A 24,797-nucleotide genomic window follows, 5' to 3' on the forward strand; every position below is an offset into this window, starting at 1 on the left:
TCGTCATGCCTACAGCGTGACCTGGCCGTCGATGCAGGTCACGGCGTCGCCGCCGACCCAGATCCGGCCTTCGGCGTCGCGCTCGATGTACACGCGCCCGGCGCGGCCGAGGCACTGGCCTTGCGCCGCGAGATAGCGCTCGGGCATGTGGCCGTCGGCGATCAGCCACTCGGCCAGGCTCGCGTTCAGGCTGCCGGTGACCGGGTCTTCCTGCACGCCGACGGGCTCGGCGAAGGCGCGCACTTCGAGGTCGATCTTTGCGCCGTCGTCGTACTCGGCGGCCGGGCGGTTGCCGAAGGCGCGGGCCTCGCGGTTCGAGCGGCCGATCAGCGGCGAGGTGTCGATGGCCGCGGGAACGCCCGCCACGCCGGCCTTCACGCCGAGCTCCTTGAGCGTGCGGTGGTCGGGCGTGAGCGCCAGCACGGCGTCGGCGTCATTGACCAGCAGGCCGAACCAGACCGGGCCGTTGTCGAGCACCTGCGCCGCAATGATCTGCTGCGCCTTCAGGCCCAGCGCTCCGGCCACCTTGGCCAGCAGCGCGGGGCTGGGCGCGCTGCGCTTGAGCGGCGGCGCGGCAAAGGCCAGGCGATCGCCCTCGCGGCGCAGCGGCACCAGGCCCGCGCCGCATTGCTGCACCACCATGCCGGGCGCCTTGGGCTTGCCGCCAGCCTGCAGCCATGCATGGCAGCTGCCGATGGTCGGGTGGCCGGCAAAGGGCAGCTCGCCACCGGGCGTGAAGATGCGCACGCGGTAGTCGGCCGTGGGTTCGGTGGGCGGCAGCAGGAAGGTGGTCTCGGACAGGTTGGTCCACTGCGCGAAGCGCTGCATCGCGGCGTCGTCGAGGCCGTCGCCGTCGATCACCACGGCCAGCGGATTGCCGCGGTAGGCCGTGGCCGTGAAGACGTCGACTTGCTTGAAGGGGCGGGATTTCATCAGTTTCATTCGAGGCTTAGATCGAGCACGCCGCGCGTGCCGGGGCGGGAAAGGAGATCGGCGTACCAGCGCTCCACGTTCGGCCAGCTCGGCCGGCGGTACTCGGCCGCGGGCAGGCCGAACCAGCGGTGCGCCTCGCAGCCGACGGGGATGTCGGCCATGGTGAAGCTGTCGCCGCCGAGATAGGCGCGCCTGGCCAGGTGCGCGTCGAGAATCGCGAACAGCGCCTCGCTCTCGCGCACCGAGGCGTCGATGAGCGCGCTCTGGCGTTCCGACGGCGGCGTGCGCACCCACTGGATGAAGGCGTCGCGGCTCGCGCGGTTGAGCGTGGTCTGCTGCCAGTCCATCCAGCGTTCGGCGTCGAAGCGCGCGGGCAGTTCGCTCGGGTAGAAATTGCCGTGCGAATGCCTGGCGCAGAGGTAGCGCACGATCACGTTCGACTCCCACAGCGTCACGCGCTCGGCGCCTTCGCCGTCGTCGATGGCGGGCACCATGGCATTCGGGTTGAGCGCCAGGTATTCGGGCGTCTGCACGATGCCGAACTTGCCGCCGGCCTCGGTGCGCTGGAAGTCGAGCCCGAGTTCCTGCGCGCACCACACCACCTTGCGGACGTTGATCGAGCTGATGCGGCCCCAGATATTGAGCATGGTCGGGTTCTTTCTTTTGCTGGTTCTTCGGCGGCTCAGGGCCGCATGATGCGCGCGGTGCCCGACACGCGGATGGAGCTGCCCGGCACGGGCGAGATGTCGGCGCGCAGGCGCGACAGCATGCCCATGTCTTCGCCCTGCACCACGTCGATGGCGCCGCCGTGCGGCCAGCCGATGTCGCGCAGGTAGCCGGCCAGCGCGGCCGTGGCGGCGCCGGTGGCGGGGTCTTCGTAGACGCCGCCGGACGCGAAAGGGTTGCGCGTGTGCAGCCGCTGCGCGGTCTCGGCAAAGACCAGCACGATGGTCGTGAGCCCGGCGCGGGCCATCAGCGCGCGGCCGGCCTCCAGCTCGTAGTGCATCGCCGAAAGCGCCGCGCGGCTTTTCAAGGCCAGCACCAGATGGTCGGCACCCGCATGGGCGACGGCCGGCGGGATGCGCGGATCCAGGTCTTCCCGACCATGGCCGAAAAGGGTCAGGGCCTCGGCCACAAGCTCGGGGGACGCCGCTGCGCTGCGCGTGGGCGGCGACTGCAGCGCGGCCTCGACCAGGCTGCCGCTGCGCCGGCCTTCCACCGTGATCCGCGCATTGTTGAGCGCGAGCGCAAACACGCCGTCGCCTTGCCGCATTGCCAGCGCGGCACCCAGCGCGATCGTCGCGTGGCCGCAGAAGGGCACTTCGGACTGCGGCGCGAAGTAGCGCACGCGCCAGCCGCCGTCATCGGCGCGGGCGGCGAACGCGGTTTCCGAAAAGCCGACTTCCGCGGCAATGCGCTGCATCTGCGCCTCGGGCGGCAGCGCATCGGCGATGAAGACGCCGGCGGGGTTGCCGCCCGTCTCGCCATCGGAGAAGGCCGCGATCTTCAGGACGTTCATGGCAAGCCCTCTTCAGCGAGGTGAAGGACGATCGAGGAAGAGCAGGCGCACGGCCAGCCCCAGCATCACGGCGGCCAGCAGGCCGCTCTGGAACCGCGCCGCGCCAGGCCGGTCGTGCAGCCAGCGGCCGATCTGGCCGCTGCACGCGCCCAGCAGCGTGTTGAAGGCCAGCGCGGCCATCGACAGCACCACGCCGAGCTGCACCAGCTGCAACGGCACGCTGCCGCGCGAGGGGTCGACGAACTGCGGCAAAAACACCATGAAGAACAGCAGCGCCTTCGGATTGACGAGGTTGTTCAGCAGCGCCATGCGCACGATGCGGCCGAAGCCGGCAGGCTGCGCCCGCGCGCCGATGCGAAGGCCGCCGCCGGTTCGCAGCGCCTGCACCGCCAGCCACACCAGGTACAGCGCGCCCGCATAACGCAGCACGTCGAACGACGGCGGCCACGCCGCCACCAGCGCGGTGACGCCGGTGGCCGCGAACAGCGTGTGCACCAGGTCGGCCGCCGAGATGCCGACGGCCGCCGCGAACCCGCCGCGCGGACCATGGGCCACGCCGTGCGAGAGCACGAACGCCATGTTCGGGCCCGGCGACAGGAACAGCGCCAGTACCGCGAGCAGGAAGAGCGAGAGCGTCGCGAGGCCGATCAAGGGAGGGCTCCTGGGTTGCGCTTTCTTCAGATCTGCGCGGCTGCGAGCTGTTTGTCGCCGAGCAGCACCAGTTCTTCGCGCAGCGTCTGTGCCAGCGCGGCGATGGCGGTGTCGATCTCTTCCACGCTCGCGGTCACGAACGACAGGCGCAGCGTGCGCGGATCGCCTTCGCCCGCGTAGAACGGCGCGCCCGGCACGAAGGCCACGTTGCGCTCCACCGCCTTGGGCAGCAGCGTGACGGTGTCGACGCCCTCGGGCAGGCGCGCCCACAGGAACATGCCGCCCTTGGGCGCGTTGAACTTCACGTCCAGGCCGGCCATCTCGCGCTTGAGCGCGGCGATCATCGCGTCGCGCTGGCGCTTGTAGAGGGCGCGGATGGTGGGCACGTGGCGGTCCAGGAAGCCGTCCTTCATGACGGCCGACACCATGCGCTGCGTGAAGATCGGCGTGTGCAGGTCGACCGCCTGCTTGGCCTGCAGCAGCTTCGGGTAGATCGACTTGGGCGCCACCAGGAAGCCCAGGCGCAGGCCGGGCGCCAGCACCTTCGAGAACGAGCCCAGGTAGATCACGCCTTCGGGGTTGCGCGCGGCCAGCGGCAGCGGCGGGGCTTCGTCGAACCAGAGCTCCCCGTAGGGGTTGTCCTCGACGATCGGAAGGTTGGCTTGCGCGGCGGCGGCGGACACGGCGGCGCGGCGCTCCTCGGTCATGGTGCGGCCGGTGGGGTTCTGGAAATTGGGCAGCAGGTAGACGAAGCGCGCGTCCTTGGCCTTGGCCACGAGGTCGTCGACGATCACGCCTTCGTCGTCGCTGGCCACGCCCACGGGGGTCGGCTCCATCGGGCCGAAGGCCTGCAGCGCGCCGAGGTAGGTGGGCGTCTCGACCAGCACCTTGCTGCCCGGATCGATCAGCACCTTGGCGACCAGGTCCAGCCCCTGCTGCGAGCCGGTGGTGATGAGCACCTGCGAGGCGTCGACGTCCCAGGGCAGCATGTCGGCCACGGCCTGGCGCAGCGGCGCGTAGCCTTCGCTGGCGGCGTACTGCAGCGCGGCCTGGCCGTCGTTGTGCAGCACTTCGGCGCAGGCGTCGGCGAACGCCTGGATCGGGAAGGTCTTGGGCGAGGGCAGGCCGCCGGCCAGGCTGATGATGCCGGGGCGCTCGGTGACCTTCAGGATTTCACGCAGCACCGAGGGGTTCATCTTTGCGGCGCGGGCGGCGAGTTTCCAGTTCATGGCTTTCTTCTTTCAGGCGGTGAGGTGAGATTCGAAGGAGAGGGTACGGCGGATCAGCGTCCGTGCGGGCTGACCTTGCGGGCGGCGGCAGGCGTCATTTTCGGCGCTGCGGCCTGTGCCGGGTTGGTGGCGGGGCTGGCCGGCTGCGACAGCCGCTTGCCCACGACCACGGTGGACACCACCGCGATCGCGAAGCCCAGCGTCACCACGTCGAGCGGCTCGCCCAGCAGCGGGATCGACGCCAGGATCGACAGGAATGGTTGCAGCAGTTGCGTCTGGCTCACACGCAGCGCCCCGCCCAGCGCCAGGCCGCGATACCAGGCGAAGAAGCCGATCCACATCGAGAACATGCCCACGTAGACGAAGGCGAGCCAGGCCGAGGTGGCAACGGGCTGCCGCGGCCAAAGCGCCAGCGTGGCCGGCAGCGTGACGGGCAGCGCCATCACGCAGACCCAGCAGATCACGCGCTCGGCGCCCAGCGACGGCGTGACCTGCGCGCCGTAGATGTAGCCGAACGATGCCGCGACGACCGCGCCGACCAGCAGCAGGTCGGCCCACTCGAAACCGAAGCCGTGCCCCGCCTGGCTGGCGCGCAGCACCGAGAACACCACCACCAGCAGGCTGCCCGCGATAGCGCAGAGCCAGAAACCCAGCCGTGCGCGCTGGTGCAGCACCCAGGCCGCCACGGCCGCGGTGACCAGCGGCAGCAGCGCCGTCACCACCGCCGCATGGCTGGCCGTGACCACGCGCAGCGCGTAGGCCAGCAGCAGTGGAAAGCCGACGGCATTGCCCAGCACCGCGATGCCCAGCGGCCGCCACTGGTGCGGGGCCGGACGCGGCGAGCGCGTCACCAGCAGGAAGACGGCCGACAGCACGCCGGCCAGCGCCGCGCGCCCGAGCGTGACGAACCAGGGCGACAACTGCGGCGCGTCTTGAGAGCCGGTGGCCAGCCGCGTCATCGGCAGCGTGATGGCGAACATGGCCACGCCGACGACGCCGAGCCACATGCCCAGCGTCTCGTCCTTGATGCCCGGCCTCATACGCTCACCATCCACCAGGCGGTGAGCACCAGCACCAGGCCCATCGCGCGGTTGAACCACAGCAGCCGCGCGCCTTTGGACAACCAGTCGCGCAGCAGGGCACCGACCAGCGCATAGGCGAAGTTGCTGGCGAAGGCGAAGAACAGCATCACCGGCGCCACGATGGCGAAGCGGCGCAGCGCATCGGGCTGCCCGGCGATCCAGCCGGCCACCAGCGTGAGCGCCAGCAGCCAGGCCTTGATGTTGACGAACTGCAGCATCACGCCCTGGCCGAAGCCGACCGACAGCCTGGCGCTGTCGGCGTTGCCGAGCGTCGCGCTGCCGCTGAGCTTCCAGGCCAGCCACAGCAGGTAGCCGATGCCCAGGGCCTTGATGGCCACCCGCAGCGGCGGCACCGCCACCACCAGCGCGCCGATGCCTGCGGCGCACAGCACCAGAAGCAGCGTCCAGCCGACCGGCACCGCGACCACGAAGCGCATCGCGCGCGGCAGGCCGCCGTTGGCCGCCAGGGCGGTCGAGAGCGTGGTGTTGGGACCGGGCGAGAAACTCATCGCCGTGGCCAGCACCAGCAGCGCGGTGAATTCTTGCCAGTTCATGACACACACTCTAAACTTGAGACCATTACAGTTCCAGTACAGATGATCGAACAAACACTGAAACTGTATTGGTCATTCCCTCGGCACAGAGCCCACAAGGCTCTTCTGGAACACGGGCACGCATGCTGACAAGAACCTCCACCCAGTCGCTCACGGGGCAGCTGGCAGACCGGCTGGCCGAACGCATCCGTACCCGGCTGCTGCCGCCCGGCGCGCGGCTGCCCTCCGTGCGCGAATGCGCGCGGCAGCAGGGGGTGAGCCCCTACACGGTCGTCGCCGCGTACGACCAGCTGCTGGCGCAGGGGCTGGTCGAGGCCCGCCGGCAGCGCGGCTTCTACGTGCGCGACGCCGCGCCGGTACAGGAAGGCCGCCTGGCCAGCCGCACCAATGGCACCCATGGCACCAATGGCCCGGATGCCATCGGCATGCCGGCGGCCATCGCCGTGCAGATGATGGCCTCGCGCGTGCCGGCGGACGCCAGTTCGCTGATCCGCAGCATGTTCCACCGGCCCAGCGACAAGCCGCAGCCGGGCATGGGCGTGTTCCCGCCCGACTGGATGTCGTCGACCTTCATGCCCACGGCCGTGCGGCGCATGACCAGCACGGCCGCCCTGCAGGAGCTGTCGCTCCAGTACGGCGAGCCCGCCGGCGACATGAGCCTGCGGCGCAGCCTGTCGCAGAAGCTGGTGGGCATCAACGTGCCGGCCACGCCCGACCAGATCGTGACCACCATCGGCGCCACCCACGCGCTGGACATCGTGAGCCGCACGCTGCTGCGCGCGGGCGACCCGGTGATGGTCGAGGAGCCGGGATGGGCGCTCGAATTCGCGCGGCTCGAGGCGCTGGGCATGCGCATCCTGCCGGTGCCGCGCCGTGCCGACGGGCCCGACCTGGAGGTGATGGCGCAGTACTGCAAGCTGCACAGCCCCAAGCTGTTCGTGAGCGTGAGCGTGCTGCACAACCCGACCGGCTACAGCCTCACGCCGGGCAGCGCGCACCGCGTGCTCAAGCTGGCCAACGAGCACGACTTCCACGTTGTCGAGGACGACACCTACAGCCACCTCGCGCCCGAGCACGCCACCCGGCTCAGCGCGCTCGACGGGCTGCAGCGCACCATCTACGTGAGCGGCTTCGCCAAGATCCTGGCGCCCAACTGGCGCATCGGTTTCCTGGCCGCGCCGCCCGCGCTGAAGGAGCGGCTGCTCGAGACCAAGCTGCTGGCCACGCTGACCTCGCCCACGCTCTTCGAGCGGGCGCTGTCGTGGTGCATCGACCAAGGCCAGCTGCGCCGGCATTCGGAGCGGGTGCGCATCCGCCTCGACGGGGCGCGAGGGCGGGCGGTGAAGCTCGCCATGTCGCACGGCTGCACCTTCGCGTCGGAGCCGGCGGGGCTGTTCGGCTGGGTCGACACGGGCGTGGACACCGACGCGCTCACGCAGCGCATGCTCGACCAGGGCTACCTGCTGGCGCCGGGCTCGCTGTTCCATGCGCGCCGGCCGCCGAGCACCATGATGCGCATCAACTTCGCGACCTCGCAGGACGCCACTTTCTGGAAGGTTTTCAGCAAGGTCCGCGACGAACTCTGACGGCAGGTAAATCCCCGCGCCGGCCGGGCCGGACGGCAAGGGCTTGGAGTAAGCTGGGAACACAAGAAAACCCTCCCAGGAGACCTTCCGCATGAGCAACGCCAGCAAGCCCTTCGACTTCAGCCAGTTCGTCCCCGGATTCGACTTCCTGAAGAACCTCGCCGGCGGTGCCGCGGCGGGTGCCGGTGCGGGTTCGGTGCCGGGAATTCCGAGCCTCGCGAGCTGGGTCGCGCCTACGCTGAGCGTGGAAGAAGTCGACAAGCGCATCCAGGAACTCAAGACGGTCCAGTACTGGCTCGAGCAGAACGGCCATGCGCTCAAGGCCACCATCCAGGCGCTCGAGGTGCAGAAGATGACGCTGTCGACGCTGCGCGGCATGAACGTGCGCATGGAGGACATCGCCAGCGCGTTCACCAAGCAGGCCGCGGCCATGGCCCCGGCGCCCGCGGCAGCAGCCCCGGCCGCCTCGGCAGCCCCAGCCGAGCCGGAGCCCGAGGAGGTCGAGGAAGAAGACGAGCTGCCAGAGGAAGAGGAAGCGCCGGCGCCGCAGAAGACGAAGACGCGCGCGCGTCCGGCCGCCGCGAAATCGACGGCCGGCGAGGGCGCCGGCGTGATCGATCCCATGCAGTGGTGGGGCTCGCTCACCGAGCAGTTCCAGCAGATCGCCAGCTCGGCGCTGCAGGACGCCGCGCAGCTGAAGGTGCCGGCCATGGCCCAGCCGCTGGCCGACGCGGTCGGCAAGGCGATGGGCGGCAAGCCGGCGGCAACCAAGGCCCGCAAGCCCGTTGCCGCGGCAAAGAAGGCGGCGGCTCCGGCCGCCAGGAAAAAGACGACGACCGCCGCGCGCAAGCGAACCTCCAGCCGGCGCTGACGTCATACCCATACATTTTTTGGAAAGAACGGGTTGGCACGCATCATGAAACTGTTTCCCTCCGGTCATGCCACCCATCCGCAATGGCGCATGGCGGCCGGCCTCGTGCTGGCCCAGTTGCGCGCACAGATGGCATTGCCCGACTACGCGCCGTCGCCGACGCTCGGGCTGCTCTACATCACCGACCACTACGCCGCCGAGGCGCAGGACATCCTCGACCACCTGAGCGCCGAACTGCCCGAGGTGACCGACTGGTCGGGCACCGTCGGCATCGGCGTGGCGGCCAACAACGCCGAATATTTCGACGAGCCGGGCATGACGCTGATGCTCTGCGCGCTGCCGAGCGACCAGTACCGCGTGTTCTCCGGCGTCGCGCCGCTGGGCAACTCCGAAATGAGCGGCTTCGAGGCCCACACCGCGCTGGTGCACGCCGACCCGGCCACGCCCGACCTGACCGAGCTGATCGCCGAGATGGCGGGCCGCACCGACACCGGCTACCTGTTCGGCGGGCTCTCGTCGGGCCGTGGCGGCGCGCTGCAGTTCGCGGTCGGCGGCAACGGCAACATCCGCGGCCATGGGGCGGCGGGCGGTGTGTTCTCAGGCGGCCTGTCGGGCGTGGTGTTCGGCGACGGCGTGCGGCTGGTGTCGCGCGTCACGCAGGGCTGCCAGCCGCTGCGCTCGGGCGCGGTGCGCGAGCGCGAGATCACCGAAGCCGACGGCAACCTGCTGCTCAGGCTCGACGGCGAACCCGCCCTGGACGTGCTGCTGGCCGACCTGCAGGTGTCGCTGGAGAGGCCGCAGGAAGCCATCGACGCCGTGCGCAACACGCTGGTCGGGCTGGCCGACGCGGGCAGCGACGGCATCCGCCGCACCGGCGACCTGGGCGCCGACGTGCTGGTGCGCCACATCATCGGGCTCGACCCGACGCGGCGCGGCATCGCGATTGCCGACACGGCCGAAGCCGGCATGCGGCTGACCTTCTGCCGCCGCAATGCGCAGGCGGCGCGGGCCGACCTGATGCGCATCTGCGCCGAGATCCGCGAAGAGCTGGAGCCCGAAGAGCAGACGCTGGCCACCGCGCGCGCCGTGGCTGCCGGCGAGGCCGAGGCGGCGCCGCACCCCGCGCGGCGCATCGCGGGTGCGGTGTACGTGAGCTGTTCCGGGCGCGGCGGCCCGCATTTCGGCGCGCCGGGCGCCGAGTTGCAGATCGTGCGGCACGCGCTGGGCGACGTGCCGCTGGTCGGGTTCTTTGCCGCCGGGGAGATCGCGCGGCACCACCTGTATGGCTATACCGGGGTGCTGACGGTGTTCACGTCCAACGACTGAACACCTTTCAGCCGCGGATCACGCCGGCTGCAGCATGCGCGGCTGCGGCGCCGGCATTCCCATGAACGCGAAATCCACCTCCGGCGCCAGCCCGCTCACGATGCGCGCGATCGACTTGCCGGAGCCGCAGGCATGCGTCCAGCCGAGCGTGCCGTGGCCGGTGTTGAGGAACAGGTTGGCGAGCTTCGTCTTGCCGATCAGCGGCACGTTGCTTGGCGTGGCGGGGCGCAGGCCGGTCCAGAACTGGGCCTGCGTGGTGTCGCCGGCGCCGGGGAACAGCTCTTCGACACGGCGCACGATGGCTTCGCAGCGCACGCGGTTCAGGTCGCGGTCGTAACCGTTGAGTTCGGCCGTGCCCGCGATGCGCAGGCGGTCGCCGGACTCCGAGGTGTAGCGCGAGAACACGAGCTTGAATTCGTCGTCGGTCAGCGAGACCTGATGCGCTTTGGAGGCGTCCTTGACGGGCAGCGTGACCGAATAGCCCTTGGCCGGATAGATCGGCAGGCGGATGCCCAGCGGCGCGGCGAGCAACGGGCTCAGCGAGCCCATCGCCATCACGAAGGCGTCGCCGCGAATGCGCTGGAAGCGGCCTTCGGCATCGGTGACCTCCACGTGGTCGATGCTGCCGCCGGCCTCGCGCAGGGCGGTGACGGTGTGGCTCATGAGGAATTTCACGCCGGCTTCGGCCGCGAGCCGGGACAGTTCGCGCGCGAAGCGGTTGGCATCGCCGGATTCGTCCTCGGCCGTGTAGGTGGCGCCGGCCAGCTTGGGGCGGATGTGCGCGAGGGCGGGCTCAATCCTCACGGCCTCATCGGCGGAGATGACCTGGCGTTCGCAGCCCAGCGCGCGCATCTGCTCGGCGGGCGCGAGGGCGCCGTCGAATTCCTTCTGCGTCGTATAGAAGTGCAGGATGCCCTGGGTGCGCTGGTCGTAGGCGATGCCGGTGTCGCGGCGCAACTGTTGCAACATCGAGCGGCTGTATGTGCCAAGACGCACGATCTGCTCGATGTTGTGGCGGGTGCGCGCCGGCGTGCATTCGCGCAGGAACTGCAGGCCCCACAGCCACTGGCGCATGTCGGCGCGGATGCGGAACAGCAGCGGGGCGTCTTCCTTGCCCAGCCACTGCAGCACCTTGAGCGGCGCGCTGGGGTTGGCCCAGGGTTCGGCATGGCTGACGGAAATCTGCCCGCCATTGGCGAAGCTGGTTTCGGCGGCCGGGGTGGCCTGCCGGTCGATCACGGTCACTTCGTGGCCGAGTTGCTGGAGGTAGTAAGCCGAGGTCACGCCGAGCAGGCCGGCGCCAAGAACGATCACGCGCATTTCAAGTACCTTTGAGGTGCTGCGCTTGAACGGCGGGCGAGGATGAATACTATTGAATTAATAGCAAGCAACCGGACGACCGCTGTCCAAGTTGCCGCTCCCCCTGTCCTCGGTACCTGAGAGATTCATTCGTTGCGCCATTGCAACGAATTTGCTCCTTCGGTGCGCCACGTGAAGTGGCGTCTCTCCAGACGGCGTTTCAGTTGATGCAGTACTGACCCCTTGCCGAAATCCAAGACTTCGTCGGGCCGACCTGAGCGTTTATGGGAGTTTGCGCCTTCGGTAGGGCCACCGGGGTGGCCCGCTCTCCTGCGGTATCGCGAACGATTGTAAACACGCCGAGGGCAGAACGGTAACGTCTTGTGTTTCCGCCAATTGGCCCAATGGGATAATCGAACGTTAAGGTTCATTGCGACACGGCGATGACTTTCAACTTCAGGGGACCCCATGATCTTGGTTACCGGCGGCGCTGGCTTCATTGGCGCCAATTTCGTACTCGACTGGATCGCGAGCAGCGACGAGCCTGTCGTGAACCTCGACAAGCTGACCTACGCCGGCAACCTCGAGACGCTCGCATCGCTCAAGAACAACCCACGGCACATCTTCGTGCAGGGCGACATCGGCGACAGCGCCCTGGTCGACCGCCTGCTGGCCGAGCACAAGCCGCGCGCCGTGGTCAACTTTGCCGCCGAGTCGCATGTGGACCGCTCGATCCACGGTCCCGAAGACTTCGTGCAGACCAACGTGCTCGGCAGCTTCCGCCTGCTCGAATCGGTGCGCGGCTACTGGAGCGCGCTGCCGGCCGAGCAGAAATCGGCCTTCCGCTTCCTGCATGTGTCGACGGACGAGGTCTACGGCTCGCTTTCGAAGACAGACCCGGCCTTCACCGAAGAGAACAAGTACGAGCCCAACAGCCCGTACTCGGCCAGCAAGGCCGCCAGCGATCACCTCGTGCGCGCGTGGCACCACACCTACGGCCTGCCGGTGCTCACCACCAACTGCTCCAACAACTACGGCCCGTTCCACTTCCCCGAGAAGCTCATCCCGCTGATGATCGTCAACGCGCTGGCCGGCAAGCCGCTGCCCGTGTACGGCGACGGCATGCAGGTGCGCGACTGGCTGTACGTGAAGGACCACTGCAGCGCCATTCGCCGCGTGCTCGAGGCCGGCAAACTGGGCGAGACCTACAACGTGGGCGGCTGGAACGAGAAGCCGAACATCGAGATCGTCAATACCGTGTGCGCGCTGCTGGATGAGCTGCGCCCCAAGGCAGACGGCAAGCCCTACAAGGAGCAGATCACCTACGTCACCGACCGCCCCGGCCACGACCGCCGCTACGCCATCGACGCACGCAAGCTCGAAGCCGAACTCGGCTGGAAGCCCGCCGAGACCTTCGACACCGGCATCCGCAAGACCGTCGAGTGGTACCTCGCGAACAGCGAGTGGGTGCGCAACGTGCAAAGCGGCGCCTACCGCGAGTGGGTCGAGAAGCAATACGACGCAAAGGCCGCGGCATGAAGCTGCTGCTGCTGGGCAAGGGCGGACAGGTCGGCTGGGAACTGCAACGCAGCCTCGCGCCGCTGGGCGAACTGGTGGCGCTCGACTTCGACAGCACCGATTTCCACGCCGACTTCAGCAGGCCGGAGCAATTGGCCGAGACGGTGCTGAAGGTCCGCCCCGACGTGATCGTGAATGCCGCAGCACACACGGCCGTCGACAAGGCCGAGAGCGAACCCGAATTCGCGCGCAAGCTCAACGCCACGTCGCCCGGCGTGGTGGCCCAGGCCGCCCAGCAGATCGGCGCGCTGATGGTGCACTACTCGACCGACTACGTCTTCGATGGCAGCGGCAGCAAGCCCTGGAAGGAAGACGACGCGACCGGCCCGCTCAGCGTGTACGGCCAGACCAAGCTCGAAGGCGAGCAACTGGTGGCGCAGCACTGCCCGCGCCACCTGATCTTCCGCACAAGCTGGGTGTACGCGGCGCGCGGCGGCAACTTCGCCAAGACCATGCTGCGCCTGGCCAAGGAGCGCGACAAGCTGACCGTCATCGACGACCAGTTCGGTGCGCCCACAGGGGCCGAGTTGCTGGCCGACGTGACGGCCCATGCCATCCGCGCCACGCTGCAGGATCCGACCAAGGCCGGGCTCTATCACGCGATTGCGGGTGGTGAAACGACATGGCACGGCTATGCGCGCTTCGTGCTCGAAATGGCGCAGCAGGCCGGCGTTGAGCTCAAGGCCGGCCCGCAGGCTGTCGAGGCCGTGCCGACCAGCGCCTTCCCGACCCCGGCGAAGCGCCCGCACAACTCGCGTCTTGACACCACCAAGCTGCAGACCACTTTCGGCCTGCGCCTGCCGCCTTGGCAGGAAGGCGTTGCGCGCATGCTGCGCGAGACGCTTTGAAGAACAAACACCCACGAAAAAACAAAAGCATGACCAAGACGACGCAACGCAAAGGCATCATCCTGGCCGGCGGTTCGGGCACTCGCCTGCACCCGGCCACGCTTGCCATGAGCAAGCAACTGCTGCCGGTGTACGACAAGCCGATGATCTATTACCCGCTCAGCACGCTGATGCTCGGCGGCATGCGCGACATTTTGATCATCAGCACGCCGCAGGACACGCCGCGGTTCCAGCAACTGTTGGGCGATGGCAGCCAGTGGGGCATCAATCTGCAGTACGCAGTGCAGCCGAGTCCGGATGGGCTGGCGCAAGCCTTCATCATTGGCGAGAAATTCGTTGGCAATTCGCCAAGCGCTCTGGTTTTGGGTGACAACATCTTTTATGGGCATGACCTGGCACACCTGCTCGGCGGTGCTGATGCGAAGAACTCTGGTGCCACCGTCTTTGCTTATCACGTGCACGACCCCGAGCGGTATGGAGTGGTGGCATTCGACGCCAAGGGCAAGGCCAGCAGCATCGAAGAAAAGCCGCTGAAGCCTAAGAGTAGCTATGCGGTGACGGGCCTCTACTTCTACGACAACCAGGTCGTGGATATCGCGAAGGCGGTGAAGCCGAGCTCGCGCGGGGAACTGGAAATCACGGCTGTAAATCAGGCGTACCTAGACCTCGACCAGCTCAATGTGCAGATCATGCAGCGCGGCTACGCGTGGCTGGATACTGGCACGCACGAGAGCCTTCTTGAAGCGGGCCAATTCATTGCGACGCTTGAGCATCGCCAAGGGCTGAAGATTGCCTGCCCGGAAGAAATCGCTTGGCGCAACGGATTTATCGATCGCGATCAGTTGGCCAAGCTTGCCGCGCCGCTGCAAAAGAATGGTTACGGCAAATACCTAAACCACCTGCTCGCCGAGGAGGTTCGCTCATGAATGTGGTCAAAACCGCCATTCCAGAGGTGCTGATCATCGAGCCGAAAGTATTCGGCGATGCGCGTGGTTTCTTTTTCGAGAGCTTCAACCAGCGCGCATTTGACGAGGCGGTTGGCAAGAAGTTTGAATTCGTTCAAGACAACCATTCCAGATCTTCGCGCGGCGTGCTCCGTGGCTTGCACTACCAGATTCAGAATGCACAAGGCAAGCTGGTGCGGGTGGCGCGGGGGGCGGTCTTTGACGTGGCTGTAGACATCAGGCGCTCGTCGCCGACGTTTGGCCGTTGGGTTGGTACCGAACTCAACGAAGAGAACCAAAGGCAGCTGTGGATCCCGCCAGGCTTCGCCCACGGCTTCTTCGTGCTAACCGAAAGTGCGGACTTCTTATACAAGACTACTGACTACTACTCTCCTGAGTATGAAAGGTGTATTGCTTGGAATGACGTCGATTTGAACATCAAATGGCCAGATATCGGCATATCACCTCAGTTGTCAAAAAAGGACAGCGAGGGTGTTTTTCTGAAGCAGGCGAATACGTTCGCTTAAAAAATGAGATTCTTGCTTTTCAAACTAAGGTCTCATGCTTGATGTCACGATGTTTTTAAGTTCACTGTAGTCGAAGTCGTGTGTTAGGCATGAAAGCGTGGAAATAATGAATGCATTTGAAGTTCTGCAGCTTATGGTCGCTGGAAGTAGATGATGAATGTCAAGGATGTGCTGGCCCGAGTTGTTCGATATGTGAGTGAATATCGAGCCGCCAAGCTCGTAAAAAATTCGGGTTTCTTTGACAAGGATTGGTATGCTGGTCAGAACCCTGATGTTCCAGTCCAAAATGCTTTGTCCCACTTTATTCGCTTCGGAGGAAATGAGGGAAGATCTCCAAGCGAAAAATTCGACTCAGCATGGTATTTGAAAAAATATGGCGATGTGGCGATCAGCGGTACAAATCCTCTCGTCCATTATCTCCGTTGGGGAAGCCGCGAAGGTCGTGAAACAACCGGCACTGACTCAGATGCCGAAGGAGCGCCGATTCCTTCCCTCGGCAGCGACCCGCCGACAGAACAAGAGGTGCGGGATGTTGAAATACTTCGCGGCACGGATCTATTCAATCCCGAGTGGTATTTAAAAACCTATCCTCATCTAGAGGGTCAGGACCCTTATCTACACTTCCTCAGGCACGGCGGATTTGAAGGGCTTAAGGCGAGCGAAGAATTTGATTGTGCATGGTACAGAGATATATATCCTGATGTTGTTTTGCACAACGTGCATCCCTTGCTTCATTACCTCGAGCATGGAATTAAGGAGGGCCGCTTCAAGGGCATGAATCCAAGCATTTCGGAGGTTGTGAAAAAGACTGTTGCAGATCTGATGGTTCTCGATCCCGAAATCGAAGCATGCCACTCTTTGCATGGTAAACACCTGAGGTTGCGACCGAATTTCAGCATTCCCTCTGATGAGGTGGGCGTTGCATGGCGCCGCATTTTTGATGATCTTCCAGGTGAGATTGAGCATATCGTTTTTATGCCTTGGCTGGTTAAGGGGGGGGCCGATCTAGCTGGTGTGAATATGATTCGCGCCGCCCAGGAAAAACTAGGTGTCAAAGCTGTGCTTCTGGTATTGACTGATCATGCAAATGTGGATGCCTTCGATTGGTTGCCCGAGGGAACGCAAGTACTGGTTCTTTCCGATTACGATAGAAAACTAAGTCCGAAACACAGGCAGCGCATTGTTGAGGCGCTCATATTTTCTGTTCAACCCGCCTCCATAATGAATGTGAACAGTATGGCCTGTTGGGATGCAATTCTCGAAAAAGGTCGTGCTTTCAAAAAAATATGCCGTATTCACGTTGCATTATTTTGTCGTGACTTCACTGAAGATGGCCGCGGTGCGGGCTACGCGGATACTCATTTTCGAGCTGGTATCGCAAATGTCGATTTGGTCTATTTCGATACCCAAATTTTTCTCGACGAGGTGGCGCAAAGATTTGGGCTTACTGTGTCGCTGAAGAAGAAGTTGAAGTTCCTGCCTCAGCCTGTGCTGGATGATATTAAAGAAATAACTGTCAACAAACATCAATTTGAATCTGTTCCGGCAATATTTTGGGCTGGGCGATTTTGTTATCAAAAAAATACTGAGCTACTGGCGCGAATCATCAAAAGTCGACCGAAGGTGTCTTTGGACATTTATGGAGGCGGAGAGGCAAGAATAGAGACCGAATTACTGCAGCTCGCAGCTGAGTATCCAGGAGTAAATGTATTAGGGCTTTTCCCTTCATTCAACAAGCTTCCGTTGGAAAAATACAGTGCGTTTCTTTTTACCTCTAGGTTCGAAGGAATGCCAACTGTATTGATCAATGCGGCAGCAGCAGGACTGCCGATCATCGCAAGCAATGTCGGTGGAGTTTCGGAGTTGGTTACTCATGAGACAGGCTGGCTGATTGACGATTTAGACGATGAGGCCGCATATTGCGAGGCAATCCGTCAGATTATTAACGATCCAGAAGAGGTAGCAAGGCGTTCGGAGTCGATGAGGAAAAAATTAGGAACGGAGCGTTCGTGGAGCGCCTTTAAATCAAAGCTTTTCGTTCCTTCGAAAAGTTCTTTTGGAGACGGATTTGCCGAAGGTTGATGTAACTGCAGTTGTCAACGCGCACAGGGAAGGTCTATTGTTGAAGCCGACGCTGGACAGCGTTCGCAGATGCTTCGAGTTGGCGCGGGAAAAAAAGCTAGCGGTTGAACTACTAGTAGCTATGGATCGTTCGGATGAGCTAACCCTTGAGGTTGTCCAACACGGCATCGCGGATATTGATAACGCTCGAATCGTTCCGATGGACTATGGCGATGTGGGACATTGCCGAAATCAAGCCGCCTTGCTGGCCCAAGGGAAATATGTTGCATTTCTCGATGGCGACGATTTATGGGGAAAAAACTGGATCGTAGACGCGTTCAAGATGGCACAGGCCGATGCTCGCGAACTGGTGCTTCACCCTGAAGTTAATGTCTATTTCGGCCAGGATCCCCATGTCTTTGTACACATTGATAGCGAAGACCTGAAATTTGATCTGGCAGGACTCGCATTGGTTAATTATTGGACGTCTCTTTGCTTCGTGCGTACGGCTTTCTTGGTTTCGAATCCCTATCCAGAAACAAACTTGCTGGAGCAAATGGGGTATGAAGATTGGGGTTGGAATCTAAAGGCGATTTCTGCAGGCGCACTCCACAAGTGTGTTCCAGAAACAGGGCATGCTATACGTATGAAACGCGTGTCACTTGTTCGTCAGACCAATTCTGCTGCATGCATTGCCGAGCCAAGCGATATTTTTCCAGCTGCATTGAAGAATCGGTCGAAAAAAGCAAATTCTATGATTCGTATCGCGGCGTAGTTTTAATGAGGATGATCAGGTTCCCCATTTTACGCCGTATGCATTGTTTGAGTTGCAAGTCCGGCGAATTGTCTCTGAATCGCCAATTTTGGTCGTTGTTGCGAATCGCGAATAATTCACGAAATGTGCCCTGCATTCCGATGTCAATCATTAAAGAGTTAGTTATCAGGGCCTTGCCATGAAGACGTTTCAACGGGTTTCTGTAGTGATCCCAGTTTATGCTGGGCAGCGAACGCTGCCTGTGCTTATGGACGAACTCGCGAAACTCACTGAGCCTCAGGTGACACATGATGGCAATGAGTTCGTCGTTTGCGAAGTATTGCTTGTTCATGATTGTGGGCCGGATCGCTCGGATCTCGCTATTGAAGAATTGGCTAAGATCCACGAATTTGTTCACCCGATATGGTTGTCGCGTAATTATGGACAACATGCTGCAACGTTGGCTGGAATGGCGAGCGCGACCGGGGACTGGGTCGTCACAATGGACGAAGATGGGCAGCAGGATCCACAAAGCATTGCTGAAATGCTCGACATGGCGCAAAAAGATGCGCTTCAGCTTGTTTACGCACAGCCAACCAATCCTCCTCCGCACGGGTGGTTAAGGAATTTGGCCAGCTTTACTGCCAAGGCGATCAGTAAGCGGTTGCTGGGCAACAAATCAATTGGTCGCTTCAATAGCTTCAGATTGATAGACGGAGAAATTGCTCGCACGCTCTCTGCCTACTGTGGAAACGGCGTTTACCTTGATGTCGGACTGTTTTGGATCACCGGCCGGGTTGGGCATTGTCCTTTGCGTCTCAGAGAAGAAATGGGAAGGCCATCTGGATACTCGTTCCTTTCTTTGATCAGGCATTTCTGGAGCCTCGTTCTTACGACGGGAACAAGACCTCTTCGCCTTATCACGGTCGTTGGTTTCTTCTCGATTCTTCTCGCACTTGGGTTTGCTCTTTACGCAGTCTATGAAAAATATACCGGTCAGGTGCCGGTCGAAGGCTGGACTTCGCTCGCAGTAGTTGTGGCTTTTTTCTCCGGCGTGATTCTCACCGCGCTCGGCGTAATTGCGGAGTATTTGGCAGTGACGATGGGTATCGTTATGGGGAAGCCGTTATACGTGGTCAGTTCGAAGCCGACGCGATCGAATCGACCATGACGTTGGCTTGGGTGATTGGTGCTCGTGGTTTGCTGGGTTCGGCTTTCGGTCGAGCGCTTTCATTTGATGAAACAACGTCATTTGCACCGGTTGAGCGCTTTCAATGGTCAGACGAATTGCGACTGGCTGCGCAGCTTGAAGAGGCGGTCGAGACGTTCGCTTTGAATGCTTATTCCCATGAGCGATGGGAGATCTACTGGGCGGCAGGCGTAGGAACGATGGGCAGCACTGCTGAAGACCTGATGCCCGAAACGCGTGCGATCGAAAGACTGCTGTCGTTGCTTCAAGCAAGCAAACCTCTGATGGCAATGCCGGGTGGCATTGTTTTTTCCAGCTCCGCAGGCGCAATCTACGGCGCTTGTGGTGTTGATGTAGTGACGGAAGCGTCACCCATTGCCCCAAGCAACGCATATGCTCGGGAAAAACTGAAACAGGAAGAGTTGCTTCGGGCTTTTGGTGCTGGCAACTCGAATATGGCTGTGCTTCTTGCCCGAATTTCCACACTTTATGGTGCAGGCCAAGCGCCGGGAAAGCCCCAGGGTTTGTTGACCCACATCGCTCGCAGCATTGTTCGTAACCGGCCAGTCAGTATCTATGTACCCATCGATACGATACGCGACTACATATCTGTCGACGACGCGGCGATGAGCATCGTAAAGGTATTGCGTGGCCTGGCTAGGCAAAGCGGCGTCTGGATGAAAATAATTGCGTCCGAACGTCCCGCGACAATTGCAGAAATAATTTCGATATTCAGGCGAATCGCGAGGAAAACGCCTCGAATCACCACTGGTGCAAGCAAGGCTTCAAGCCTGTATCTTCGGCGTGTTCAGTTCCGTTCAATTGTGTTGAATGAGAATGGAAAGTCTTATGCTCGCAGTTTGACTGTCGGAATTGCTCAACTTCTTAGTTTTGAGCGTGCATTGCACGCCAATCCGAACCGGCGCGAAACTTAAGTCGCATGCAAATATTGCATCCTATCGTAATGCTGGATTGACTTGGCTGTACTCCTATGATCGCCGGAAAAATCCTTTCATTTCAGTTCGCTCGGTTTCTGGTGGTCGGCGTTGCCAATACATTGGTTGGACTGTCTGTAATTTTTGCTGCTAAATATTTTTTCGACGCTCGTGACGTGGTTGCTAATGCAATCGGATATGCGGTTGGAATTTGCGTGAGTTTTACGCTGAACAGTCGCTGGACTTTTGCATATAAAGGTGACTGGGTTCCGGCGGTTGTGAAATTTTTTGTTGCTACGGGCATTGCCTATGTGGCAAATCTGGCGACAGTTGTGACTGCGATAGATTTGTTAAATCTGAATACCTACCTTGCCCAGGCGATGGGTATGCCGGTTTACACGGTTACAGCTTACTTGGCCAGCCGGTATATAGTGTTTCGCAAGGTGGGCGGTGCTGGTTAGCTTTGGACTGATCATTGCGCCAGGCTTTAGATGATGTTGCTTTCCAAGATTAATAAGTCGATGGAAATTTTTGTATTTTTGCTGGGATGAGTTGGTTGAATCCTGGTTTGATCCATGCGTCTTCTTCGAAATTGAATGCTGAAGTCAAATAATAAGACTGGAATTAATAAATGAGTGCGCGAATTCGAAGATTTATCGCCTTCTGGCGAGCAAAAGGAACGGTTGCGACCGCAAGGTTGGTTCGCGCAAAGCTAGGTGCGGCTGTAGCCGGGCATCCTGTGCAGGCCATTCAAGACGCGGCGGCGCTTCGCGGCGCTGCGAATCGCGTACAGACCACGGTTCCCGAACTGCTGGGCAAACGTTTCGTGGCGCAAGAGCCGCTGCGTACATACTCAATTCCCCGGCCAGAACTGCCGCGGGTCAGCTTGGTAACCGACAGCATCGGCTCAGGCAGTCTTTTCGGTGGTGTGGGCACAGCATTGTTGTTTGCGGCACTGCTGGCAAACCGGATGAATGCAACGCTGCGTATCGTGACCCGGACCGAAGCACCTTCGCCCGCGAACGCGGCTCAGATCCTGAGCGCGTACGGCATCGAACTGGTGCATGAAATTCAGTTTGCCTTCGCTGCGCACTCGGGGGCGGATACTGGACTGCTTCCAGCCGCAGAGGCGCGGGCCAGCCTGGATATCCACGCCGAAGAACTTTTCATCACGACGTCGTGGTGGACCACCGCCGCAACACTTGCCAGCGTGCCGCCCGCCTCGATCATCTATTTGCTTCAAGAGGATGAGCGGATGTTCTATCCGTTCGGCGAAGACCGCGTTCAATGCGAGCGCGTGTTGCGCAATCAGCAGATCCGCTTCGTGGTCAACACACGGTTGCTGTTCGAACACCTCGTCGCCACCGGGTTGACGAACCTTGAACGCAATAGCCTGTGGTTCGAGCCCTCATTTCCCAAGACGCTCTTCCACCAGCGGTCGCGCGAGGCAGGTGGCAAGAAACGCTTCTTCTTCTATGCAAGGCCGAACAATCCACGCAATCTGTTCCACATTGGCCTCGACCTTATCGACCGTGCAGTCAACGAAGGTGTGCTCGATCTCGCGCAGTGGGACATTTTTCTGGTCGGCAAGGACATTCCGAACGTGAGCTTCGGCGATGGTTACGTGCCAGAGCGATGTGAAGGGCTTGATTGGGAAGCGTATGCCGACTTGGCGGGAACGATCGATCTTGGGCTGTGCCTGATGTACACGCCGCATCCCAGCTATCCACCTTTCGATCTTGCCGCCAGCGGTGCCGTGGTTGTTACCAACAGGTTTGCCAACAAGCAGGACCTGTCGAACTATTCGGCCAACATTCTGTGCGCAGACTTAAACACCGATGTGTTGGTCGATGCGCTTCGCGCTGGTGTCGCGCTTGCCGACGACAACGAAACGCGAACTCGAAATCTGGCGGCCAACGGATTGGGCGCGGATTGGGTTCAGTCGTTCGAGCAAACGCTCCAAACCCTTGTTGCGCGACGCTGATGTTTGCCCTGGACATCCCTCCCGTCCCCTACGCGGACCCGTGGCTGCAGCCGCTGTCGACTCGGCTGTCCATGTTGTACAGAAGCAAGGTCCGCGTGGCCTACTTCTACGAAGAGCCCAACAACAGCACCTTCCGCTACCGTGCCTACAACATGGTCCAGGTGCTGAATGAGCCTGACGCAGGCGACGTGTCGGCCAGCTATTTTTTCCTGTCGGACAGCGATCGGTTCGACGAGATCGCCGACGCCGCTGATCTGCTTGTGATCTGCCGGTCGCGGTATTGCCATCAAGTGAATGGCCTGATCACCAAGTTCAGGGCGCGCGGCAAGCGCGTGCTGTTCGATGTCGATGACCTGGTGGTCGACACCGACTACGCGCACCTCGTCGTGGCGACTCTGGGCCTCGACGTGACCCAGAAGGGCGTTTGGGACGACTGGTTTGCGATGATCGCCCGGATGCACCAGACGCTGAGACTGTGTGACGGCGCGATCACGACAAACGCGTTCCTCGCACAGAAGATCGCAGACTGCTCCGGCCTGCCTGTGGCGGTCATCCCGAACTTCATGAACAAGGAGCAGCTCGACTTGGCGGAGAAGGTCTTTGCAGCGAAGGAACGCGCGCGCTTCTCAGGCAACGGAAAGACCACCCTTGGGTATTTCAGCGGTTCGCCGTCGCACCGCCTCGATTACGCGATCGTGGAGCCATCGCTGGTGGATGTGCTCGCCGAGCGGCCGAATGTGGAGGTGATGGTCGTTGGCTACATTGACCACGGCCCTGCCATGCGCGAGTTCCGGCATCGAATAAGCCGCCAGCCGTTCCATGACTACGTGAACCTGCAGCGACTGCTCGGCACGGTGGAATTCAACCTGATGCCGCTGCAATCGAATGCTTTCACCGACTGCAAGTCGGAGTTGAAATACTTCGAAGCGGCAAGCGTTGGGACCTTGAGCATCGCGTCACCCAGCTTCACTTACAGCCGCGCCATCAGCGACGGCGAAACCGGCTATCTGTCGAAGGCCCACGAATGGACCGAATCGATTCTTCGAGCGATAGACCAGAGCACCGAGGTGTATGCGTCGATGGCAGCGCGGGCGCGTGAGGATGCGTTGCGCAAGTTCGGCTGGCAGCACCAGCGCGAAACCATCCTCAACGCCTTGCAACTGGCCTGAAATTCAGCGCTCGACGATCCGCCCGTGCTCCATGTGGATCACCCGGTTGCATTCCTTGGCAATCAATTCGGGTGAATGAGATGCCAGCACCAGAATGCCTGACTTCGACACCACGTCCCGCATGCGCTGCTCGGCCTTTTCAGTGAAGGCGGCGTCGCCCACGGAGAGCCACTCGTCCATCAGCAGGATGTCGGCTTCTACGCTGGTCGAGATCGAGAATGCGAGGCGCATCATCATGCCGGTGGAGTAGGTGCGAACGGGCATGTTCACGTACTCACCCAGTCCGCTGAATTCGCAGATTTCGGGTGTGAGCCGGTCGACTTCTTTCTTGCTCATGCCCATCACGAGGCCGCGCAGCATGATGTTCTCGACGCCGGTTGCATCCATCTCGATGCCGAGCGCGGGATCGATCAGGCTGGCTACCGAGCCTTGGCGCGTCAACTCGCCCGATGACGGCTCGTAGACACCCGCCAGCGTACGCAGCAGGGTGGACTTGCCCGCGCCGTTGTGGCCGATGAGGCCCAGCCGGTCGCCGCTTTTCAGTTCGAGGTTGAGGCCGCTGAGGGCCTGCACCACGGTGACCCCGGTTTCCTTGCCGAAGCGCCCCCCGGTAACCGAAGCCGCAAGTGTCTTCTTGAGTGATGCCGAGCCCGCGCCGTAGATGGGGAAGCTGACCGAAACGTTCTTGAGTGAAATGGAAGCCATGGATCAGAGCCAGTAGACGACGCGACGGCGGTATTTGACGAACAGCACGCTGGCAAGCGACAGGCACAGCACTGTCCAAACGCCGATGCCGATCCAGCTGTGAATGTGGGCCACGCCGCCCATGAGCGGGGTGCGCAGCAGGTCGAGCATCTGCGCGAAAGGGTTCCACAGCACGTACTTGGCGCGGCCCGGGAGGTTCTCGGGCAGCCAGAACACTGGGGTCAGGAACATCAGCATCTGCATGACGCTGGTGACGATCTGCGTCACGTCGCGGTAGCGGGTGCAGACGAGGCCAAGCAGCAGGCCAAGCGCATGCGCGTTGACGATGAGGATCAGGAAAGCGGGAATGACCAGCAGCGCCGACCATGACAAGGAGATGCCAGCCCAGAGCGCCACGGGGATGTACAGCACGATCTGGTGGGCGAACTGGATCAGGTTGCGCGACAGGCCTCGCCATACGAACAGGCTGATCGGGAAGTAACCCTGCTTGAGATAGTTGGACGATCCGACGAAGGCGTTGCAGGCATCGGTGACTATCGTGGAGAACAGGCCCCAGAAGATCACGCCGAGCGCCAGATGGGGAAAGAACTTGTCGAGGTGTGTGCCGAAGAGCGAGGCATACAGCGGGCCCATGCCGCCGATCATGACGCCCATGCTCAGCGTGAGCCAAAGGGGGCCGAGCATGGAGCGCCGGTAGCGCAGGACGATGTCGAACCAGGCGAGGGTCCACCAGATGTCCGTGCGGCGTGTCCCTTCCCACCAGTCGGCCCATGCGCTGCGGTGAAGGTTGGAGTGAACTTGACTCATGTGCGTCGATACGAGACTGCGTGCGCGGACTGTGGCGTCTTCGCCCGAACAACTCCGGATCCCTCCTGGCCAAGCGAGAGCGTCTTGCCGGGGGCGCTGGAGGGCCGCCTCATCTTTATCCTTTGTGTGAACCGAGCGATTTTACCGGGCGAGGTGAACAGGCCATTCCGATATACCTGCGGCAGGCCCCCGCACGGGGCAGAAACGGGAAGCGAAGATAATCGCCCGCTGGCTGACATCGAGCCC

The 24,797-nt window shown here is 62.2% G+C and carries 24 protein-coding genes and 2 riboswitches; of the genes, 14 read left to right on the forward strand and 10 right to left on the reverse strand.

The features are described 5' to 3' along the window. Nucleotides 1-9 precede the first annotated feature (9 nt). The 7 genes from WIX39_RS07845 to WIX39_RS07875 are packed head-to-tail and all read right to left on the reverse strand — an operon-like array spanning nucleotide 10 to nucleotide 5,968. Entirely contained in the window at nucleotides 10-933 is a 924-nt protein-coding gene (locus WIX39_RS07845) for a PhzF family phenazine biosynthesis protein (RefSeq protein ID WP_409194809.1), read from the reverse strand. 5 nt (nucleotides 934-938) lie between these two features. Continuing rightward, the gene (locus tag WIX39_RS07850; RefSeq protein WP_106935840.1) at nucleotides 939-1,580 is read right to left on the reverse strand and encodes a glutathione S-transferase; all 642 of its coding nucleotides are present in this window, start codon (nucleotides 1,578-1,580) and stop codon (nucleotides 939-941) included. Between the two features lie 35 nt (nucleotides 1,581-1,615). Then, entirely contained in the window at nucleotides 1,616-2,452 is an 837-nt protein-coding gene (locus WIX39_RS07855; RefSeq protein ID WP_409194810.1) for a PhzF family phenazine biosynthesis protein, read from the reverse strand. 12 nt (nucleotides 2,453-2,464) lie between these two features. Continuing rightward, nucleotides 2,465-3,103 (reverse strand): LysE family translocator, encoded by a 639-nt coding sequence (locus tag WIX39_RS07860; protein ID WP_409194811.1) that lies wholly within the window; start codon nucleotides 3,101-3,103, stop codon nucleotides 2,465-2,467. Between the two features lie 26 nt (nucleotides 3,104-3,129). Next, on the reverse strand, nucleotides 3,130-4,332 hold the full coding sequence (locus WIX39_RS07865) for a PLP-dependent aminotransferase family protein (RefSeq protein ID WP_409194812.1): 1,203 nt from the start codon (nucleotides 4,330-4,332) through the stop codon (nucleotides 3,130-3,132). Between the two features lie 53 nt (nucleotides 4,333-4,385). Then, nucleotides 4,386-5,372 (reverse strand): DMT family transporter, encoded by a 987-nt coding sequence (locus tag WIX39_RS07870; protein WP_409194813.1) that lies wholly within the window; start codon nucleotides 5,370-5,372, stop codon nucleotides 4,386-4,388. Further along, a complete protein-coding gene (locus WIX39_RS07875; protein ID WP_081268328.1) occupies nucleotides 5,369-5,968 on the reverse strand; it encodes a LysE family translocator in 600 nt (199 codons plus the stop codon). The genes WIX39_RS07870 and WIX39_RS07875 overlap by 4 nt, the downstream gene beginning before the upstream one ends. Nucleotides 5,969-6,090: 122 nt before the next feature. On the opposite strand from WIX39_RS07875, the gene WIX39_RS07880 reads away from it, so the two are divergent. From WIX39_RS07880 to WIX39_RS07890, 3 genes are all read left to right on the forward strand, one after another. Continuing rightward, nucleotides 6,091-7,554, forward strand: coding sequence for a PLP-dependent aminotransferase family protein (locus WIX39_RS07880; RefSeq protein ID WP_409194814.1), 1,464 nt, complete (start codon nucleotides 6,091-6,093; stop codon nucleotides 7,552-7,554). Nucleotides 7,555-7,645: 91 nt separating this feature from the next. Beyond that, nucleotides 7,646-8,425 carry a PhaM family polyhydroxyalkanoate granule multifunctional regulatory protein gene (locus WIX39_RS07885; protein WP_409194815.1) on the forward strand — a complete coding sequence of 260 codons (780 nt, stop codon included), beginning with the start codon at nucleotides 7,646-7,648 and terminating at the stop codon, nucleotides 8,423-8,425. Nucleotides 8,426-8,470: 45 nt separating this feature from the next. Then, nucleotides 8,471-9,751 (forward strand): FIST signal transduction protein, encoded by a 1,281-nt coding sequence (locus WIX39_RS07890; protein ID WP_285413482.1) that lies wholly within the window; start codon nucleotides 8,471-8,473, stop codon nucleotides 9,749-9,751. 18 nt (nucleotides 9,752-9,769) lie between these two features. Here WIX39_RS07890 and WIX39_RS07895 read toward each other — a convergent pair whose 3' ends face one another. Beyond that, on the reverse strand, nucleotides 9,770-11,071 hold the full coding sequence (locus WIX39_RS07895) for a D-amino acid dehydrogenase (RefSeq protein WP_409194816.1): 1,302 nt from the start codon (nucleotides 11,069-11,071) through the stop codon (nucleotides 9,770-9,772). Nucleotides 11,072-11,164: 93 nt separating this feature from the next. Then, a riboswitch (glycine riboswitch) is annotated at nucleotides 11,165-11,272 on the reverse strand. 17 nt (nucleotides 11,273-11,289) lie between these two features. Then, nucleotides 11,290-11,393, reverse strand: a riboswitch (glycine riboswitch). 125 nt (nucleotides 11,394-11,518) lie between these two features. Here WIX39_RS07895 and rfbB point away from each other — a divergent pair. The 11 genes from rfbB (at nucleotide 11,519) to WIX39_RS07950 (ending at nucleotide 23,039) form a co-directional block, all read left to right on the forward strand. Further along, on the forward strand, nucleotides 11,519-12,589 hold the full coding sequence (gene rfbB, locus WIX39_RS07900; protein ID WP_409194817.1) for a dTDP-glucose 4,6-dehydratase: 1,071 nt from the start codon (nucleotides 11,519-11,521) through the stop codon (nucleotides 12,587-12,589). Next, nucleotides 12,586-13,476: a dTDP-4-dehydrorhamnose reductase gene (gene rfbD / locus WIX39_RS07905; protein WP_409194818.1), complete on the forward strand. Its 891-nt coding sequence runs from the start codon at nucleotides 12,586-12,588 to the stop codon at nucleotides 13,474-13,476. Before rfbB ends, rfbD begins: the two co-directional genes overlap by 4 nt. Before the next feature lie 29 nt (nucleotides 13,477-13,505). Continuing rightward, nucleotides 13,506-14,402, forward strand: a complete 897-nt coding sequence (rfbA, locus tag WIX39_RS07910; protein WP_409194819.1) for a glucose-1-phosphate thymidylyltransferase RfbA — start codon at nucleotides 13,506-13,508, stop codon at nucleotides 14,400-14,402. Then, nucleotides 14,399-14,947: a dTDP-4-dehydrorhamnose 3,5-epimerase gene (gene rfbC, locus WIX39_RS07915; protein WP_409194820.1), complete on the forward strand. Its 549-nt coding sequence runs from the start codon at nucleotides 14,399-14,401 to the stop codon at nucleotides 14,945-14,947. Before rfbA ends, rfbC begins: the two co-directional genes overlap by 4 nt. 153 nt (nucleotides 14,948-15,100) lie before the next feature. Next, nucleotides 15,101-17,029 carry a glycosyltransferase family 4 protein gene (locus WIX39_RS07920; protein ID WP_409194821.1) on the forward strand — a complete coding sequence of 643 codons (1,929 nt, stop codon included), beginning with the start codon at nucleotides 15,101-15,103 and terminating at the stop codon, nucleotides 17,027-17,029. Next, a complete protein-coding gene (locus WIX39_RS07925) occupies nucleotides 17,016-17,783 on the forward strand; it encodes a glycosyltransferase family 2 protein (RefSeq protein ID WP_409194822.1) in 768 nt (255 codons plus the stop codon). The genes WIX39_RS07920 and WIX39_RS07925 overlap by 14 nt, the downstream gene beginning before the upstream one ends. A 178-nt stretch (nucleotides 17,784-17,961) precedes the next feature. Beyond that, nucleotides 17,962-18,933 carry a glycosyltransferase gene (locus WIX39_RS07930; protein ID WP_409194823.1) on the forward strand — a complete coding sequence of 324 codons (972 nt, stop codon included), beginning with the start codon at nucleotides 17,962-17,964 and terminating at the stop codon, nucleotides 18,931-18,933. Then, a complete protein-coding gene (locus WIX39_RS07935; protein ID WP_409194824.1) occupies nucleotides 18,930-19,886 on the forward strand; it encodes an NAD-dependent epimerase/dehydratase family protein in 957 nt (318 codons plus the stop codon). The genes WIX39_RS07930 and WIX39_RS07935 overlap by 4 nt, the downstream gene beginning before the upstream one ends. A 56-nt stretch (nucleotides 19,887-19,942) precedes the next feature. Then, the gene (locus WIX39_RS07940) at nucleotides 19,943-20,347 is read left to right on the forward strand and encodes a GtrA family protein (protein ID WP_409194825.1); all 405 of its coding nucleotides are present in this window, start codon (nucleotides 19,943-19,945) and stop codon (nucleotides 20,345-20,347) included. Nucleotides 20,348-20,517: 170 nt separating this feature from the next. Further along, nucleotides 20,518-21,870, forward strand: a complete 1,353-nt coding sequence (locus WIX39_RS07945) for a hypothetical protein (RefSeq protein WP_409194826.1) — start codon at nucleotides 20,518-20,520, stop codon at nucleotides 21,868-21,870. A 95-nt stretch (nucleotides 21,871-21,965) separates the two neighbouring features. Continuing rightward, complete coding sequence (locus WIX39_RS07950; RefSeq protein WP_409194827.1) at nucleotides 21,966-23,039, forward strand: glycosyltransferase family protein; 1,074 nt, start codon at nucleotides 21,966-21,968, stop codon at nucleotides 23,037-23,039. A 3-nt stretch (nucleotides 23,040-23,042) separates the two neighbouring features. Here the strand turns inward: WIX39_RS07950 and WIX39_RS07955 are convergent, their stop codons facing one another. Then, the gene (locus WIX39_RS07955) at nucleotides 23,043-23,744 is read right to left on the reverse strand and encodes an ABC transporter ATP-binding protein (protein WP_106935807.1); all 702 of its coding nucleotides are present in this window, start codon (nucleotides 23,742-23,744) and stop codon (nucleotides 23,043-23,045) included. 3 nt (nucleotides 23,745-23,747) lie between these two features. After that, nucleotides 23,748-24,551, reverse strand: a complete 804-nt coding sequence (locus WIX39_RS07960; protein ID WP_106935806.1) for an ABC transporter permease — start codon at nucleotides 24,549-24,551, stop codon at nucleotides 23,748-23,750. Nucleotides 24,552-24,797 lie beyond the last annotated feature (246 nt).

This window comes from Variovorax sp. AB1(2024) (assembly GCF_037482385.2).
GTDB lineage: Bacteria > Pseudomonadota > Gammaproteobacteria > Burkholderiales > Burkholderiaceae_C > Variovorax.

Coding starts and splice junctions, on each gene's coding strand:
- WIX39_RS07845 (WP_409194809.1), bottom strand. CDS start 933: ATGAAATCCCGCCCCTTCAAGCAAGTCGACGTCTTCACGGCCACGGCC.
- WIX39_RS07850 (WP_106935840.1), bottom strand. CDS start 1,580: ATGCTCAATATCTGGGGCCGCATCAGCTCGATCAACGTCCGCAAGGTG.
- WIX39_RS07855 (WP_409194810.1), bottom strand. CDS start 2,452: ATGAACGTCCTGAAGATCGCGGCCTTCTCCGATGGCGAGACGGGCGGC.
- WIX39_RS07865 (WP_409194812.1), bottom strand. CDS start 4,332: ATGAACTGGAAACTCGCCGCCCGCGCCGCAAAGATGAACCCCTCGGTG.
- WIX39_RS07870 (WP_409194813.1), bottom strand. CDS start 5,372: ATGAGGCCGGGCATCAAGGACGAGACGCTGGGCATGTGGCTCGGCGTC.
- WIX39_RS07875 (WP_081268328.1), bottom strand. CDS start 5,968: ATGAACTGGCAAGAATTCACCGCGCTGCTGGTGCTGGCCACGGCGATG.
- WIX39_RS07880 (WP_409194814.1), top strand. CDS start 6,091: ATGCTGACAAGAACCTCCACCCAGTCGCTCACGGGGCAGCTGGCAGAC.
- WIX39_RS07885 (WP_409194815.1), top strand. CDS start 7,646: ATGAGCAACGCCAGCAAGCCCTTCGACTTCAGCCAGTTCGTCCCCGGA.
- WIX39_RS07890 (WP_285413482.1), top strand. CDS start 8,471: ATGAAACTGTTTCCCTCCGGTCATGCCACCCATCCGCAATGGCGCATG.
- WIX39_RS07895 (WP_409194816.1), bottom strand. CDS start 11,071: ATGCGCGTGATCGTTCTTGGCGCCGGCCTGCTCGGCGTGACCTCGGCT.
- rfbB (WP_409194817.1), top strand. CDS start 11,519: ATGATCTTGGTTACCGGCGGCGCTGGCTTCATTGGCGCCAATTTCGTA.
- rfbD (WP_409194818.1), top strand. CDS start 12,586: ATGAAGCTGCTGCTGCTGGGCAAGGGCGGACAGGTCGGCTGGGAACTG.
- rfbA (WP_409194819.1), top strand. CDS start 13,506: ATGACCAAGACGACGCAACGCAAAGGCATCATCCTGGCCGGCGGTTCG.
- rfbC (WP_409194820.1), top strand. CDS start 14,399: ATGAATGTGGTCAAAACCGCCATTCCAGAGGTGCTGATCATCGAGCCG.
- WIX39_RS07920 (WP_409194821.1), top strand. CDS start 15,101: ATGAATGTCAAGGATGTGCTGGCCCGAGTTGTTCGATATGTGAGTGAA.
- WIX39_RS07930 (WP_409194823.1), top strand. CDS start 17,962: ATGAAGACGTTTCAACGGGTTTCTGTAGTGATCCCAGTTTATGCTGGG.
- WIX39_RS07935 (WP_409194824.1), top strand. CDS start 18,930: ATGACGTTGGCTTGGGTGATTGGTGCTCGTGGTTTGCTGGGTTCGGCT.
- WIX39_RS07940 (WP_409194825.1), top strand. CDS start 19,943: ATGATCGCCGGAAAAATCCTTTCATTTCAGTTCGCTCGGTTTCTGGTG.
- WIX39_RS07945 (WP_409194826.1), top strand. CDS start 20,518: ATGAGTGCGCGAATTCGAAGATTTATCGCCTTCTGGCGAGCAAAAGGA.
- WIX39_RS07955 (WP_106935807.1), bottom strand. CDS start 23,744: ATGGCTTCCATTTCACTCAAGAACGTTTCGGTCAGCTTCCCCATCTAC.
- WIX39_RS07960 (WP_106935806.1), bottom strand. CDS start 24,551: ATGAGTCAAGTTCACTCCAACCTTCACCGCAGCGCATGGGCCGACTGG.